Annotated in this window: 11 protein-coding genes; 8 read left to right on the top strand and 3 right to left on the bottom strand. The window is 68.5% G+C overall.

The window, feature by feature from the left end; translation table 11 throughout:
- Positions 1 to 155: 155 nt before the first annotated feature.
- The 3 genes from ACWV14_RS16660 to ACWV14_RS16650 are packed head-to-tail and all read left to right on the top strand — an operon-like array spanning position 156 to position 4,847.
- A complete protein-coding gene (locus ACWV14_RS16660) occupies positions 156 to 1,868 on the top strand; it encodes an Hsp70 family protein (RefSeq protein ID WP_454908318.1) in 1,713 nt (570 codons plus the stop codon).
- A 25-nt stretch (positions 1,869 to 1,893) separates the two neighbouring features.
- Positions 1,894 to 3,201: a TonB family protein gene (locus ACWV14_RS16655; RefSeq protein ID WP_454908319.1), complete on the top strand. Its 1,308-nt coding sequence runs from the start codon at positions 1,894 to 1,896 to the stop codon at positions 3,199 to 3,201.
- A 50-nt stretch (positions 3,202 to 3,251) separates the two neighbouring features.
- Positions 3,252 to 4,847 (top strand): hypothetical protein, encoded by a 1,596-nt coding sequence (locus ACWV14_RS16650; RefSeq protein WP_454908320.1) that lies wholly within the window; start codon positions 3,252 to 3,254, stop codon positions 4,845 to 4,847.
- A 24-nt stretch (positions 4,848 to 4,871) separates the two neighbouring features.
- On the opposite strand, the gene ACWV14_RS16645 is transcribed toward ACWV14_RS16650, so the two are convergent.
- Positions 4,872 to 6,281, bottom strand: a complete 1,410-nt coding sequence (locus ACWV14_RS16645) for a sensor histidine kinase (RefSeq protein ID WP_454908821.1) — start codon at positions 6,279 to 6,281, stop codon at positions 4,872 to 4,874.
- A complete protein-coding gene (locus tag ACWV14_RS16640; protein WP_454908321.1) occupies positions 6,274 to 6,975 on the bottom strand; it encodes a response regulator transcription factor in 702 nt (233 codons plus the stop codon). The genes ACWV14_RS16645 and ACWV14_RS16640 overlap by 8 nt, the downstream gene beginning before the upstream one ends.
- Positions 6,976 to 7,154: 179 nt before the next feature.
- Between ACWV14_RS16640 and ACWV14_RS16635 the strand changes: the two genes are divergently transcribed.
- From ACWV14_RS16635 to ACWV14_RS16615, 5 genes are read left to right on the top strand one after another with little or no spacing between them, the layout of a single operon-like run.
- Positions 7,155 to 8,309: an efflux RND transporter periplasmic adaptor subunit gene (locus tag ACWV14_RS16635; RefSeq protein ID WP_454908322.1), complete on the top strand. Its 1,155-nt coding sequence runs from the start codon at positions 7,155 to 7,157 to the stop codon at positions 8,307 to 8,309.
- Positions 8,302 to 11,397: an efflux RND transporter permease subunit gene (locus ACWV14_RS16630; protein WP_454908323.1), complete on the top strand. Its 3,096-nt coding sequence runs from the start codon at positions 8,302 to 8,304 to the stop codon at positions 11,395 to 11,397. Before ACWV14_RS16635 ends, ACWV14_RS16630 begins: the two co-directional genes overlap by 8 nt.
- A 19-nt stretch (positions 11,398 to 11,416) precedes the next feature.
- Entirely contained in the window at positions 11,417 to 12,934 is a 1,518-nt protein-coding gene (locus ACWV14_RS16625; protein ID WP_454908324.1) for an efflux transporter outer membrane subunit, read from the top strand.
- A complete protein-coding gene (locus ACWV14_RS16620; protein WP_454908325.1) occupies positions 12,931 to 13,314 on the top strand; it encodes a RidA family protein in 384 nt (127 codons plus the stop codon). The genes ACWV14_RS16625 and ACWV14_RS16620 overlap by 4 nt, the downstream gene beginning before the upstream one ends.
- Complete coding sequence (locus ACWV14_RS16615; protein ID WP_454908326.1) at positions 13,311 to 13,706, top strand: hypothetical protein; 396 nt, start codon at positions 13,311 to 13,313, stop codon at positions 13,704 to 13,706. Before ACWV14_RS16620 ends, ACWV14_RS16615 begins: the two co-directional genes overlap by 4 nt.
- On the opposite strand, the gene ACWV14_RS16610 is transcribed toward ACWV14_RS16615, so the two are convergent.
- Positions 13,670 to 14,743, bottom strand: coding sequence for a phospholipase (locus ACWV14_RS16610; protein WP_454908822.1), 1,074 nt, complete (start codon positions 14,741 to 14,743; stop codon positions 13,670 to 13,672). The two genes, ACWV14_RS16615 and ACWV14_RS16610, sit on opposite strands and share 37 nt — an antisense overlap.
- Between the last annotated feature and the right edge of the window lie 2 nt (positions 14,744 to 14,745).

The following is a 14,745-nucleotide window of genomic DNA, read 5'->3' as shown; positions in this document are numbered from 1 at the left end:
CGAAGGGGCTGGCTCTTCGCGCGGTCAGGGTTTGCCCGCCGGGCCCGCGCGGCCTCCGTGCCTCTATGCCACCGGCCAAAGTCGTATCAAGTTGTTAAACTAAATCGGGCCGCTGAAAACGGTACGAACGAAGAACAGTTCACGGGAGCGAGTACATGATCGTTGGCATTGACCTGGGCACCACCAACAGCCTGGTCGCGGCATGGCGGGACGGACAATCGGTATTGATCCCCAACGGATTGGGCGACACGCTGACGCCCTCATGCGTGAGTCTCGACGAAGACGGCACGGTGCTAGTCGGCCGCGCCGCGAGAGACCGCCTGCAGACCCACCCTGACCGCACCGCCGCAGTCTTCAAGCGCTACATGGGCAGCGACAAGACCTTGCGCCTCGGCCAGCGCGAGTTCCGCCCTGAAGAACTCTCGGCCCTGGTGCTGAAGGCGCTGAAGGCCGACGCCGAAGCAGCCCTGGGCGAGCCGGTCACCGAAGCCGTGATTACCGTGCCGGCCTATTTTTCGGATGCCCAGCGCAAGGCCACGCGCACCGCTGGCCAGATGGCTGGCCTTCGCGTCGACCGGCTGCTGAACGAGCCCACGGCCGCGGCACTGGCATACGGCATGCACAACATGGGCGCGGAAACCCGCTTCCTGGTGTTCGATCTGGGCGGAGGCACCTTCGACGTGTCGATCCTCGAGATGTTCGAAGGCGTGATGGAAGTCCGGGCCTCGGCCGGCGACAACTTCCTGGGCGGCGAAGACTTCGTCTCGGTGCTGATCGACCTGTTCTTCGAACGCCGCGGGCTGTCTGCCTCGCTGCGCAAGGACGCACGTTTCATGCAGCAGTTGACGGGCGCGGCCGAGGCCGCCAAGCGCGCGCTGAGCACGCAGCCCAAGGCCACGCTGTCGGTCTGGCAGGACGGCACGCAGCACGCGCTGGACATCGACGAGAGCATCCTCGAACAGGCCTGTGCCACGCTGCTCAAGCGCTTGCGCATTCCGGTCGAACGCGCGCTGCGCGACGCCAACCTGCGCAGCGGCCAACTCGACAACATCGTGCTTGCCGGCGGTGCCACGCGCATGCCGATCGTGCGCCGGCTGGTCACGACCATGTTCGGCCGCTTCCCGTCGATCGATTTCAACCCCGACGAAGTGGTCGCACTGGGCGCCGCCGTGCAGGCGGGGCTGAAGGCCAAGGACGCAGCGCTGAAGGAAGTGGTGATGACCGACGTGTCGCCCTACTCGCTCGGCGTCGAGGTCAGCATGCGGATCTCCGAGACCACTTCGTCGCCGGGGCACTTCGATCCGATCATCGAGCGCAACAGCCCGGTGCCCATCAGCCGTGTCAAGACCTACTTCCCGACCAGCAAGGGCCAGATGCTGGTCGACCTGAACATCTTCCAGGGCGAGGCGCGCATGGTGCGCGACAACATCCACCTGGGACAGCTGCGCGTCGAGCTGCCGGGCCTTGCGGCCGAGGAATCAGGCGTGGACGTGCGTTTCACCTACGACGTAAACGGCCTGCTGCAGGTCGAGGCGACGGTGCAGAAGACGCAACACAAGTCGAGCGTGCTCATCGAAGGCAATCCCGGCCTGCTGTCGGAAAGTGAAATCGCCGAGCGCCTGCGGGAACTCGACGAGTTGAAGATCCACCCGCGCGACACGCTGGAAAACCGCACGCTGCTGGCGCGCGCCGAACGGCTCTACCAGCAGTTGCGCGGCGACGTTCGCGCCTGGCTGGGTGCGCAGATCCGCGAGTTCGAGCGCGTCCTGGCCACGCAGGAAAAGCGCGTCATCGCGCCCGCGCAGCGGCAGTTCGAGGAGCAGTTGAACCACATCGAGCGCGAGGGCTTCATCCTCGGCGACAGCTGACGCACGCCTGCCCGCCGGGAGCCCCATGAACAGTTCCGTGCCGTTTCTCCGGTACCTGGATCTCGACGAGGACGCGGACGAGCGCGCCATTCGCCGCGCCTACGCACAACGCCTGAAGAAGATCGACCCGGAGGCCGACCCCGAGAGTTTCCAGGCCCTTCGCGAAGCCTATGCAACGTCGATGAACTGGCTGCAGTGGCGCCTGCAACAGCCGGCAGAGAGCCAGGCGCAGCCTGAACCCGCGCCCTCCTCCGCACCGGAGCCAGACGCAGCCGCGGCAACCGAGCCCATGGCGGCGCAACCTGATCCGCGTGATCCGCGCGCGATGGCAGAGACCCTGCGTGCAGAACTGGCGCAGGCCTTTCGCGAACGAGGCTTCACCGAGCCCGCATCGGTGCGCGAGCACCTGCAGCGGGCGCTCGACGACCCACGCCTCATCGACATGGACGCCCGCTTTTTCTTCGAGTGGGGCGTGGCGGCCATCCTCGCGTCGGGCTGGCAACCTGGGCACGAGCTGCTGTTCGACGCGGCCGTGGAGGCTTTCGACTGGCGCCACGACAGGGCACGTCTGCTGTCGTTGGGCCGCGAGGGTCAGATCGTGGACAGCGCAATCGTCGAGCTCGAAGCCTTCGGCAGCCGCGAGGCGCCGATCTACAACGGCGCATCGCGCGAGCAACTGATTCAGCTGCTGCGCAGGAACGAACGGCCGGACGACGAGGTGCTGGCCATGTGCACGCCCGCCGTGGAGCACATGGCATCGCTCTACCCGCACTGGCTTCATATCGTCACCAACACGAAGAACATCGCGCAATGGCGTACGTGGGAGCAGGAGCTTGCCAGCGCGCGGCAACAACGGCAGGCCGCACCGCGTTCGACCGGAAAGCCGGTTTCGCCGGCTCGCCTGCTTGCGTTCGTGTCGCTGCTGTTCCTGGCGCTCGGCGCCCTGCTGTGGTGGAGCGTCCCCACCGGCCAGGCCATGATCGCCGCCGGTCCGGCGGCGGTTCGGGCCGCGCCGCCAGAGCTGACGCAGGCCTTGCAGCAAACTGCCCCGCCCCCTTTCAACGGGCCCGCGCGCTACCGCACCGAACCCAGGATCGCCTACCCCGCGCAGGCAAAGCGCGAGGGACTGCAGGGACGGGTGATCGTTGGCGTGCTGATCCGCAAGAACGGTGAAATCGGCGATGTCCGCGTCGTGCACGGATCTGGGCATGCGTTGCTCGACGAAGCCGCTGTGAATGCCATCCGCTCCGCCACCTTCTATCCGGCCCGCGTAGATGGCAAGGACGTCGAGTCCTGGTACCACGCCCCATTCAACTTCAAGCTCAGCTCGTGAGCCATCTCGAGCCGTCGCCAGTTTGAAGACTCCCGCACCACACAAGCGCCATGAGCCAGCAGCAGCTACCTTTTCTCCAGCACCTCGGCCTCGGCGATGACGCGGACGAACGCGCCATACGCCGTGCCTATGCGCAGCGCCTGAAGCAGATCGACCAGGAGGCCGAGCCCGAGGCCTTCCAGGCCCTGCGCGAAGCCTACGAGACGGCGATGGGCTGGGCGAACTACATGCAGCAACGGGCGCAGGCCGCAGCGCAAGAAGCGCAGCCGCCGCAAGCCACGCCCGCCGAGCCGGCGCCCGAGAGCACCGATGAGGCAACCGCATCACCAACCCGGCTGGCCGACTCCGAAACCATCGCCCGTGCGGTGCTGGACGAGCTGCAGGAGCGGCTGAAGATCCGCCCGCCCGAAGGCCTGCCCGAAGGTCGCAAGCTGCTCGAAGGCATGCTGGACGACGCGCGGCTGCTTGACCTCGATGCGCAGTTCCTGTTCGAGTGGGGTGTGGCGTCGATCCTCGCGCAGGGCTGGAAGCCGGGTCATGAGTTTCTCTTCGGGCCGGCCATGGACTGCTTCAAGTGGAGAGAAGACCGCAGCCGCCTCTTGCGGCTGGGGCATGCGGGGCACTTCATCGACGTGGCCATTCGCGAACTGGAGATGTACGACCGCCAGGTCGATACGCAGCGCGCGCCCCAGCGCGACATGATCCGCCGCCTTCGCCACGGACGTCGGCCCAGCGACCGCGAGCTGATCCAGAAGTTGCCGCTGGCCGAGCAGCTGTGTGCCACCTGGCCGAACTGGCTGCACGTGGTCACCAACACGCAGAACATCCTCAAGTGGCGTCAATGGGACACCGAGGTACCGCGCTGGCGCCGGGCCGTCACCGGCAAGCCCAACGGCACGGCGGCAAAGGCACGCAAGACCCCCGGCGCCAGTGCGGCGAGCGGCCAGAGCCGGCAAAGCCCGGCCGGCATTTTCTTTCTGGTGCTGCTGGTGCTTGGCGGCCTCGGCCAGATGCTGTCCTCCAACCACTCGTCCAGCAGCTACACGCCCCCCGCTGCAAGCTATCCACGGCTCGTCGACCCGAGCCAAACCCGCCCGGAGCCGTTCAAGGTGCCCTCGGCCTTGCAGCCGCCTGTCTGGAACCAGCCCAGTCCGCCGTCACCGCCACCGGCACCACCGCCAATCGCGCAGTTCGACGTCGCCAGGAAGACCGTGGCCACGCTGACCAAAGGCAAGGTCGATGCGAAGAAATGCGCGGACACGTCGGAGATCCTCGGCTACCACGGCCAGGCGCATCAGAAAGGCAATTTCGGCCCCGCCTTCGATCGCCTGGTGCTCGACTGTCTGGTCAAGGATCTGTGGAAACCGCCGGTGCCGCTGGCGGCAGTGGATGCCTCGCTGCAGCGCAACCAGAAGCGGACGAAGGCGCTCATGGACAAAGAGATTGCAACAGCACGCGCATGGACTTCGCCACCGACCGCATGGCGCGGAGACCTGCCGCCTCCCGCGCCTCCCGAGGCCCCCTCGCAGCAACCCAGGCCCACACCCGCGCCCATGCCGCCTGCGTCGTTCCCGCGCACGGCGGACGATCCTGGTTTCTGGCTGACGCCGGGCTCGCCGCTGTCGAAGAGCCCGCCACCCAGGTAACCATCTCAGCGGACTGCCCGTGTCTCAACGCGCCAGCCGCAACCGCATGTCGAAGCGCGCCCCGCCCCCCGCTTCGTTCGCCGCCTCGATGCGCCCGCCGTGCGCATGCACCACCGCCTGCGACAACGCCAGCCCCAGGCCGAGTCCCGGCGTGTTCTCGTCCGAGCGCGCGGTGGCGCCGCGATAGAAGCGCTCGAACAGGTGCGGCAGTTCGTCGCCGCGAATGCCGGGCCCGTGGTCCGACACGCTGATGATTGCTTCGTTGGCCTCCAGGTCGGCGCGCACGCTCACGCTTACCACCGTGCCGGGCGGCGAGAACTTGAGCGCGTTGTCCAGCAGGTTGGCCAGCGCCAGGCTGGCCGCGCCGCGCGCCACACGCGCGGCCACCGGCGGCGCGGGCTCCAGCACCAGCGACAGGCGGCGCTCCCGGGCTATAGGCTCCAGGCGGCGCACCGCGTCCTCGGCCAGCATGTTGAGCGATACCTTCTCGGCCGCGTCGCGCTCCTGGCCGGCGTCGATGCGGGCGAGCACCAGCAGCTCTTCGACCAGCAGCGTGAGCGACTCGACTTCCTCCAATGACGAATGCAGCGTTTCGACGTATGCCGCCGGCTCGCGCGGCCGGCGCAGCGCGAGTTCCAGCTCGGTACGCAGGCGCGACAGCGGCGAGCGCAGCTCGTGCGAAGCGTCGGAGGTGAAGCGGCGCTGCGCCTCCATGCCGTTCTCGATGCGGCTCAGCATGTCGTTGAGGGTGTCGACCAGCCGGCCGATCTCGTCGCGCGTGCCGGGGTGCGGCAGGCGCTCGCCGAGGTTGGCGTCGCCGATGTGCCTTGCCTGCTGCACCACGTCGGCAATGGCGCCGAAGGCGCGCCGCGTGATGAGCGCGCCCGCCGCTGCCAGCGCCAGCAGCAGGGAAATGCCGAGGATCAGGAACAGCACGCTCGCCATGCCCAGGGTGCGGTTCACGTCGTCGAGCGAGCCCGCGACCTGCACCGCCAGCAGCTTCTGATGTCCCGGTACAGGCACCGACACCATTCGGGTCGGTTCCTCGCCGAAGCCGTCGAGCGTCTCGAACACGGTCTCGCCGGCGGCCAGGCGCTCGCGCAGCACGGGCGGAATGGGCAGTTGCGCTTCGCCGAGGTTGCTGCTGCGCGCCAGCACGCGGCCTTCGGTGTCGACGATCTGCACCAGCCGGTCGAGCCGCACGAACGAAGGCGCGGCCGGACCGGGCGGTGCCTCGTGCACGATGACCGCGTCGCCGGCGTTTGCCGACAGCAGCATGCCGAGCTCGGTCTCGGCCAGCGCGAGCAGCGCCGCGTCGAGCTCGCCGTGCACGTTGCGCGAGAACACGAAGTACGAGCCGAGGGCGGCGATCGTCATCACCACCACGATCACGCTGACGTGCGCCAGCGCCAGCCGCCTGCGGAAGCTAAGCAGCATGGCTGCCGCCGGGGTTGTCTTCGGCCGGCGCCAGCCTGAAGCCTCGTCCGCGCACGGTCTGGATCAGCGGCGGCGCCGGCGGCGCGTCGACCTTGCGGCGCAGGTTGCTGATGTGCACGTCGATCAGGTTGTCGATGGCTATCAGGTCGTCCTTCCACACCTGCTCGGCCAGGCGGGAGCGGCTCACCACCTCGCCGGCATGGCGCAGCAATATCTGCAGGATCGCGAACTCCTTGTGCGTCAGGTCGAGCACCGTGCCGCCGCGCATCACGCGCTGGCTCAGCGGATCGAGGCTCAGGTCGGCCAGCGTGAGCACCATCGGCCGCATGATCTCGGAGCGACGCAGCAAGGCGCGCACGCGCGCCAGCAGTTCGTCGAAGGCGAAGGGCTTGGTCAGGTAGTCGTCAGCACCGGTGTTCAGCCCGGCGACCCGGTCGCTCAGGGCGTCGCGGGCGGTGAGCATCAGCACCGGGGTCTTGCAGCCGCGCTGGCGCAGGTCGCGGCACAGGGTCAGGCCATCCTTGCCGGGCAGCATCCAGTCGAGCACGATCAGGTCGTAGGCGATGACGAAGGCTTCCTCGTCGCCCTCCTCGGCCGTGTGCGCCACATCGACCACGAAGCCTTCTTCCTGCAGCCCGCGGGCCAGCAGGCGTGCGGCCTTGCGGTCGTCTTCGATCAACAGAATTCTCATCGGGGTGGATCATGCCGCGCCCGGCGGGCGCCGTGCCCCCGATTCTGAAGAAAACTTCAGGATTTCTTGGGAGCTTCTTCAGTCGTGCTTTCTTAACCTCCCTTGGGGCGACGGGACAGATCAAGGGCATGGAAAGGGATTCCTTGCGCGGTGCGTCCGGCCCCAACGGATGTCCTGAGATGAAGAAAAAATCCCTCTACCAGATCACGCCGGCGCGCATTTTCTTCGGCGTGCTGACCTGCGCGGCGCTGTGCGTCGACTCCTTCGACAACACCGCCCATGCGGCCACCGTGGCCGCTGCCGCTCCGGCGCCGATGCTGGTCCGCCAGGGCAACCGGCTGAGCGTGCCCGATGGCTCGCCGCTGCGCGACCGGCTTCGCGTGGCCACAGTCGGCGAGCAGGCCTCGCCGCACGACGTGAGCCTGCCCGCAACGGTAGAAGCCAACCCGGCCAGCACCGTCAACGTGCTGCCGCCGCTGACCGGCAAGCTGGTCGAGCTGAAGGTACGCCTGGGCGACACGGTCAAGCGCGGCCAGGTACTGGCCACGATGACCTCGCCCGACCTGGCGCAGGCCGTGTCCGACGCACAGAAGGCCCGCGACGCGCTCGACCTGGCGCAGCGTGCGCTGGTGCGTGCGCGCGGCGTGAACGAGGCCGGTTCCAACGCGGCCAAGGACGTCGAAGCTGCCCAGAGCGCCGTCGCGCAGCAGACGGCCGAGCTGCGCCGCAGCGAGACACGCCTGCACAGCCTGGGCGCGGACGGCAGCGGTGCGCAGGCCGGCCAGCTGCTGAAGATCGTCGCGCCCATGTCGGGCACGGTCACCGCGCTGAACGCCGGCGCCGGCGCCAACCTGAACGACGCCACGGCCACTCTGATGACGGTGGCCAACCTCGACTCGGTCTGGGTGACGGTGAACGTGCCCGAGAACGTGGTGGGCGCGGTTGCGCCCGGCCAGAACGTGACGGTCACGCTGGCCGCCTACCCGGGTCGCCGCTTCACCGGCAAGGTCGGCTTCGTGAGTGCGGTGCTCGACGCCGACACGCGCCGCGCCAAGGCGCGCATCGTGTTCGCCAACCCCGAGGGGCTGTTCAAGCCCAACATGTACGCCACCGCCGTGCTCGGCGTGCCGCAAGGGGCGCAGCCGCAGGTGCCGGCGTCGGCGCTGCTGATGAACAACGACGCCGTGAGCGTGTTCGTCGAGGCCGAGCCCTGGACCTTCGTGCGGCGGGTGGTCGAGCTGGGCCGCGAAGACGGCGACCAGGTGCGCATTCGCAGCGGCCTGAATGCCGGCGAGCGTGTGGTGGTGCGTGGTGGTGTGCTGCTGAATGATTAATCTCATCATCACCCAGTTCTTTCGCCGCAGACACCTGGTCTGGGCGATGTCCATTGCCTTGGTGCTGTTCGGCGCCTGGTCTTGGACGCAGATGACGGTCGAGGCCTATCCCGACCTGGGCGACGTGACGGTGCAGGTCACGACCCAGGTCAATGGCCTGGCTTCGGAAGAAATCGAGCAGCAGATCACCACGCCGCTGGAGCGGGCGCTGAGCAACACGCCTGGGCTGGCCTCGATCCGCTCGAGCAGCACCTTCGGGCTCTCGCTGATCACGCTGACCTTCAAGGACGGCACCGACGACTACTTCGCGCGCCAGCGCGTGACCGAGCGCATCGGCCAGGTCTCGCTGCCCTCTGGGGCGCAGCCGGGGCTGGACCCGGTGGCGGGCCCGGCGGGCGAGATCTACCGCTACACGCTGGAGTCGGACACCAAGAACCTGATGGAGCTTTCGGAGATCCAGCGCTGGACCGTGATTCCGGGGCTGCGCCAGGTGGCCGGGGTGGTCAACATCACCAACTTCGGCGGCTTCACCAAGGAGTTCCAGCTGGAGCTCGACCCGGCGGCGCTGCAGAAATACGGCCTGGCGCTGAGCGACGTGGTGACGGCCATCAACAACAACAGCGCCAACGCCGGCGGCGGGCGCATTGCGCGCGGCGAACAGAGCTACGTGGTGCGCGGCATCGGGCTCATCACCTCGCTGGACGACCTGGGCGCGGTGGTGGTGTCGCAGTCCAACGGCTCGCCGGTGCTGGTGCGCGACCTGGGGCGCCTGCAGTTCGGCCACCAGGAGCGCGGCGGCATCCTGGGCAAGGACAGGAACCCCGACACCATCGAAGGCATCGTGCTGATGCTCAAGTACGAGAACCCGTCGAGGGTGCTCGAGGGCGTACACAAGAAGATCGACGAGCTGCAGGCGCAGCTTGCACCCATGGGCGTGAAGATCGTGCCCTACATCGATCGCGACGACCTGGTGAAGCTCACGGTCGACAAGGTGACGCACACGGTGCTCGAAGGCATGGCGCTGGTTTGCTTCGTGCTCATTCTTTTCCTGGGCAGCCCGCGCAGCGCGGTGGTGGCGGCGGTGGCGATTCCGATGTCGCTGGTCACTGTGTTCATCGTGATGCACTTCACCCGCATGCCGGCCAACCTGTTCTCGCTGGGCGCGATCGACTTCGGCATCATCGTGGACGGCGCCATCGTGGTGATGGAAGCCATCCTGCGGCGGCGCGAGGAAGAGCCCAACGCCACGCTGACCGAGGGCAACATCCTCGAGACGGTGAGCCATGTGTCGGGGCCGATCTTCTTTGCCACGCTGATCATCATCACGGCCTACTTTCCGCTGTTCGCCTTCGAGCGCGCCGAAGGCAAGCTGTTCAAGCCGATGGCCTTCACCGTGGGCTATGCGCTGGTGGGCGCGCTGCTGTGCGCGATCACGCTGATTCCCAGCCTGGCCTACGTGGCGCTGCGCAAGCCGATGAAGCCCTTCGTCAACAAGCCGCTGGTGTGGCTCACCGGCGCCTACCGGCGCGTGCTGGGCCACCTGCTGCGGGTGCCAGCAATCGCCTATGCGCTGAGCATCGCCGCGCTGGCCGCGGTGGCTGTTCTGGGGGCCACCGCCGGGCGCGAGTTTCTGCCCGACATCGACGAAGGCGCGCTTTGGCTGCAGGTGCAGCTGCCGTCGGGCCTGTCGCTCGACAAGGCCAGTGAAATGACTTCCGAGCTGCGCCATGTGCTGCTCGAGTACCCCGAGGTTTCCTACGTGGTGACGCAGCTGGGCCGCAACGACGACGGCACCGACCCCTGGACGCCTTCGCACGTGGAAGTGCCCGTGGGCCTGAAGCCTTACAGCGAGTGGCCCGCCGGCATGAACAAGGCAGCTTTCGTGCGCACGCTGAACGAGCGCTTCTCGAAGATGCCGGGCTTCGACGTGGGCATCAGCCAGCCGATCATCGACGGCGTGAACGACGCCGTGGGCGGCGCGCACAGCCCGCTGGTGCTGCGCATCTACGGAGACGACCTGAAGGAAAGCCGGCGCATCGGCAACGAGATCGTCGACCTGCTGCACACCGTGCGCGGCACCGCGTCGGCGTCGCTGTTCCAGGAGCCGCCGATTCCGCAGGTGGTCATCAAGCTCGACCGCGAAGCCGCCGCCCGGCTGGGCGTGAACGCGAACGACGTGGCCAACCTGGTGCAGACCGGCATGGGCGGCGCCCCCGTCATCACCGTGTACAGCGGCGACCGCACCTACAACGTGACCGTCAAGCTGCCCCAAACGGCCAAGAGCGGCACCGAGGCCATCGGCTCGCTGCTGCTCAACGGTGCGGGCGGCGCCAAGGTCCCGCTGTCGCAGGTGGCCAGCGTGAAGCTGCAGACCGGCGAGAGCACCATTTCGCACGAGCTCAATTCGCGCCAGATCACGGTGCGCATCGACAACCGGGGCCGCGACCTCGCCTCCTACCTGGTGGAAGCGCAGGAGCGCATCGCCAAGGACGTGAAGTTCGACCACGCCAAGGTCCGGCTGCAATGGGCCGGCCAGTTCGAGAACCAGCAGCGGGCGCAGGCCCGGCTGGCGGTGTCGCTGCTGATCGTGGTGTCGATCATGGCGGTGCTGCTGTTCTTCCAGTTCGGCAAGATCCGGCACGTGGCGCTGATCCTGGGCGTGGTGCCGATGGCCACGCTGGGCGGGCTGATCGCGGTGCACGTGGCGGGAGAAACGCTCAACGTGGCCACCGCGGTGGGTTTCATCGCGCTGTTCGGTGTGTCGATACAGAACGGGATCATCATGGTGGCCAACTTCCGGCGCGTGCGCGGCGAAGGGCTGGCGCTGGAAGCCTCGGTGCTCGAAGGCGCGACCGAGCGGCTGCGCCCGGTGCTCATGACGGCCACCGTAGCTTCCATCGGCATGCTGCCGGCGGCGCTGGCCACGGGCGTGGGCACCGACGTGCAGCGCGGCCTGGCCACGGTGGTGGTCGGCGGTCTGGTGGTGTCGACGCTGCTGACGCTGTTCATCCTGCCGACGCTGTTCTTCGCGCTGGAGCGCCTGTTCGAGCGCAAGGGCTGGGGCCTGCGTTCGCGCCGCAACCGTTGAGCAAGGCGAGGAAAAAATGATGACCAAGAAGACAAGCCTTGCAACGCCCATGGCAGCCGGCATCGCGCTGCTGCTGGGCGGCTGCGCGGCCGGGCCCGACTACGCGCGGCCGCCGCTCAACCTGCCGGGGCAGTACACATCCGCTCCCGCCGGCACGACCGAAGCCGAGGGCGTGCCACTGCCCCGCTTCTCGCCCGACCTCGACGTGCCGGCCCAGTGGTGGCAGGCCTTTCGCTCGGAACCGCTGAATGCGCTGGTGGCGCAGAGCCTGGCCGGCAACCCGACCATCGAGGCCGCCGATGCCGCGCTGCGCGTGGCGCAGGAGAACGAGGCCGCCGACCGCGCAGCCTTCTGGCCGAGCGTGGCGCTGGGCTACTCGCCCACGCGGCAGCGCGTGGCCGGCGCGGTCGCGAGCCCGGTGTCGTCCAACGCGAACCTCTACACGCTGCATACGGCGCAGGTGACCGTGTCCTATACGCCCGACGTGTTCGGCGCCACGCGCCGGCAGGTCGAGGGTGCGCAGGCGCAGACCGAGCAGCAGCGCTTCCAGACGCTGGCCGCCAGACTCTCGCTGAGCAGCAACGTGGTGGCGGCGGCAATCACCGAAGCCTCGCTGCGTGCCCAGCAGCGCGCCACGCTGGCAATCATCGCGGACCAGAAGGAAGTGCTGCAGGCCTACCGCAAGCAACTCGGCCTGGGCCAGGTCGGGGTGGCCGACGTGGACGCCCAGGAGGCCTCGCTGGCCGCCACCGAAGCCACCCTGCCCCCGCTCGACAAGCAACTGGCGCAGCAGCGCAACCTGCTGGCCACGCTGGCCGGCCGCTATCCCAGCCAAGGCGTGACGGCGAATTTCGAGCTCGACGCGCTGCAACTGCCCGGAGAACTGCCGCAGACGCTGCCGTCCACGCTGGTCGAGCACCGCCCCGACGTGCGTGCCGCCGAGGCGCAGCTGCAGGCCGCCAGCGCCGCCATCGGCGTGGCGGTGGCCGCGCGGCTGCCCAATGTGACGCTGGGCGCGAGCTACGGCTCGTCGGCTTACACGCTGTCGCAGCTCTTCAAGTCGTCGTCGCTGTTCTGGAGCCTGGCGGGCAACGTGACGCAGACGGTGTTCGACGGCGGTGCGCTCAAGCACCGCGAAGCGGCCGCCCGAGCTTCGTTCGACCAGGCGGAAGCGCAATACCGCGCCACGGTGCTGAGCGCCTTCCAGGACGTGGCCAATGCGCTCGAAGCCATCGACGCGGACACCCGCGCGCTGCAGGCCTCCGTGAAGGCCGAGCGCACAGCATCGCAAAGCCTGGCGCGTACGCGCACGCAGGTGCGGCTGGGCGATGCCAGCCCGCTGGCGCTGCGCATCGCCCAACAGGCCGAGCAACAGGCGCAGCTCAACCTCGTGCAGGCGCGCGCGCTCCGGCTGACCGACGCAGCGGCGCTCTTCCAGGCGCTGGGCGGCGGCTGGTGGAACGCACCGCCGGCGCAGCTTGCCGATTCTTCTTCGTCTTCCGCTCCCCTCACCGCACCGAAATCCGCATTGCCATGAACATCATTCGCCACGAGATGGGTCCCCGCTTCAGCGAGATGGTGACCGTCGACCTGGGCACTGCCCGCCTGATCTATCTGTCGGGCCAGGTGGCGGAGAACCCGTCGCTCGACATCACGGGCCAGATGCGCGAGATCCTGCATCACATCGACGACATGCTCGCCACGCAGGGTGCGACCCGCAAGGACCTGGTGAGCGTCACGATCTACCTGCGCACCGTGGGCGACTACGAGGCCATGAACTCGGTGTGGGACGAATGGGTGCCCGCGGGTCACACGCCGGCACGTGCCACGGTCGGAGCCAAGCTGATCGACTCCGAATACCGCGTCGAGATCCAGGCCACCGCGGCCATCAGCGCCGTCGCAGGGGCGGCGCCGTGACGTCCGTTGCGCGCGCCGCGGTGCTGAGCGCGCTGGCGCTCGGCGGCTGCACCGCGTTCGATGCCCATTCGTTAGACCACGCGGCGCACGCGGCCGGCTGGCGCGCCGCGCAGGTCGTCGACGTGGGCCGCGCGGCCGATCTGGCGGGCACGGTCGACCGCGACTGCGGCACCGACGGCGGGCCCGATGCGCCTTACGCCGTCGTGCGCTACCGCAACGGCGGCGTGCGTTCGCGCTCGCTGGGCACCAGCCGGCTGCCGGCCGGGGCGGTGCCCAAAGTGGGCGACAAGGTGGAAGTGAACATCCTCGACTGCGCGGCGCCGCTGGCGGTCGCCGGGCAGGCAAGGCCGGCGGATCAGAGCGGCAGCGTCTCGGGCACGCCGTCGCGCTGAAGCCAGTCTTCGAACTCGTCGGACAGCCGCTGTGCCTCGCGCGTGGCCTGGCTCCAGGCCGCGATGCGCGCTTGCGCGTCGTTGGCGAAACGGATGAAGTCCTTGCGGTCGGGCAGCTTGCCGTTGGGCAGCTTCTTCACCCATTCGGGATCGGGCGCGAGCACCACCATGCGGTCGAGGAAGCCGCTGGCCTTGTGGCGCCAGCGCAGCCCCTTGTCGAGCCAGCCCGGCACCACCGCCTGCTGGAAATGCGGGTACAGCACCAGGCCGTCGTCAGCCGGCCGGTAGTCAAGGTGCAGGTGGTAGTCGGTGATGCCGCCGTCCCAGTAGGCGCCACGCGGCGCGCCGGGAATGTCGTGCACCGCCGCCAGCAGGAACGGAATGGAGCACGAGGCCTGCAGCACCATGTTGAAGTTGGCCTCGCTCAGCGCATGCTGGCGGGTGCGAAAGTCCCGCGTGCCGAAAGGCAGCGCCGCGCCGGGCGTGGAAAACACGCAGCGCTCCAGCCACGCGCCCAGACCCTTGCGGTTCAGGCTGTTGGTGGCGAAGGCGCCCAGGTAGCCCACCGGCGTACGCGCCCTGCCCTCGCGCCCGAGGATGTGGCGCCCACGTGAAGTCACCACGTGCAGCCGGTAGCGCGGATGGTTCAGCACCTCGGCAATGCGCCCGCCGTAGAAATCGTCGAGGCTCTCGGCAAAGCGCTCGCTGAGCTGCTGCGGGCTCAGCCGCTTCTGCCCCGGCGGCACCTCGAACTGCTGGCGCACGTAGTCATGCTCGAAGCGCTGGAAAGCCGCCTCGGGGTCCGACAGGCATGCCGTCGACAGCCGCCACGCGCCAATGGAAGCTCCCACCAGGTGCACCTGCTGGCTGCTCTGCGTGAGCCAGCGGCCGAAGATGAAGCGGTCGAGCGGTCCGAGGATCAGTCCCTTGGGCCCACCCGCCGCGCCGGGAATGGTGCGCACGTCCTGCGGGCGCAGGCCGTGCTGCTCGATGTGCTTGCGGGCCGCGGGGCCGGCGTAGATGCGCAGTGCTTTCATCA

It is taken from the genome of Variovorax durovernensis, assembly GCF_977011995.1.
The sequence above is the reverse complement of the archived record's forward strand: the minus strand, read 5'-3'. Positions and strand labels throughout refer to the sequence as shown.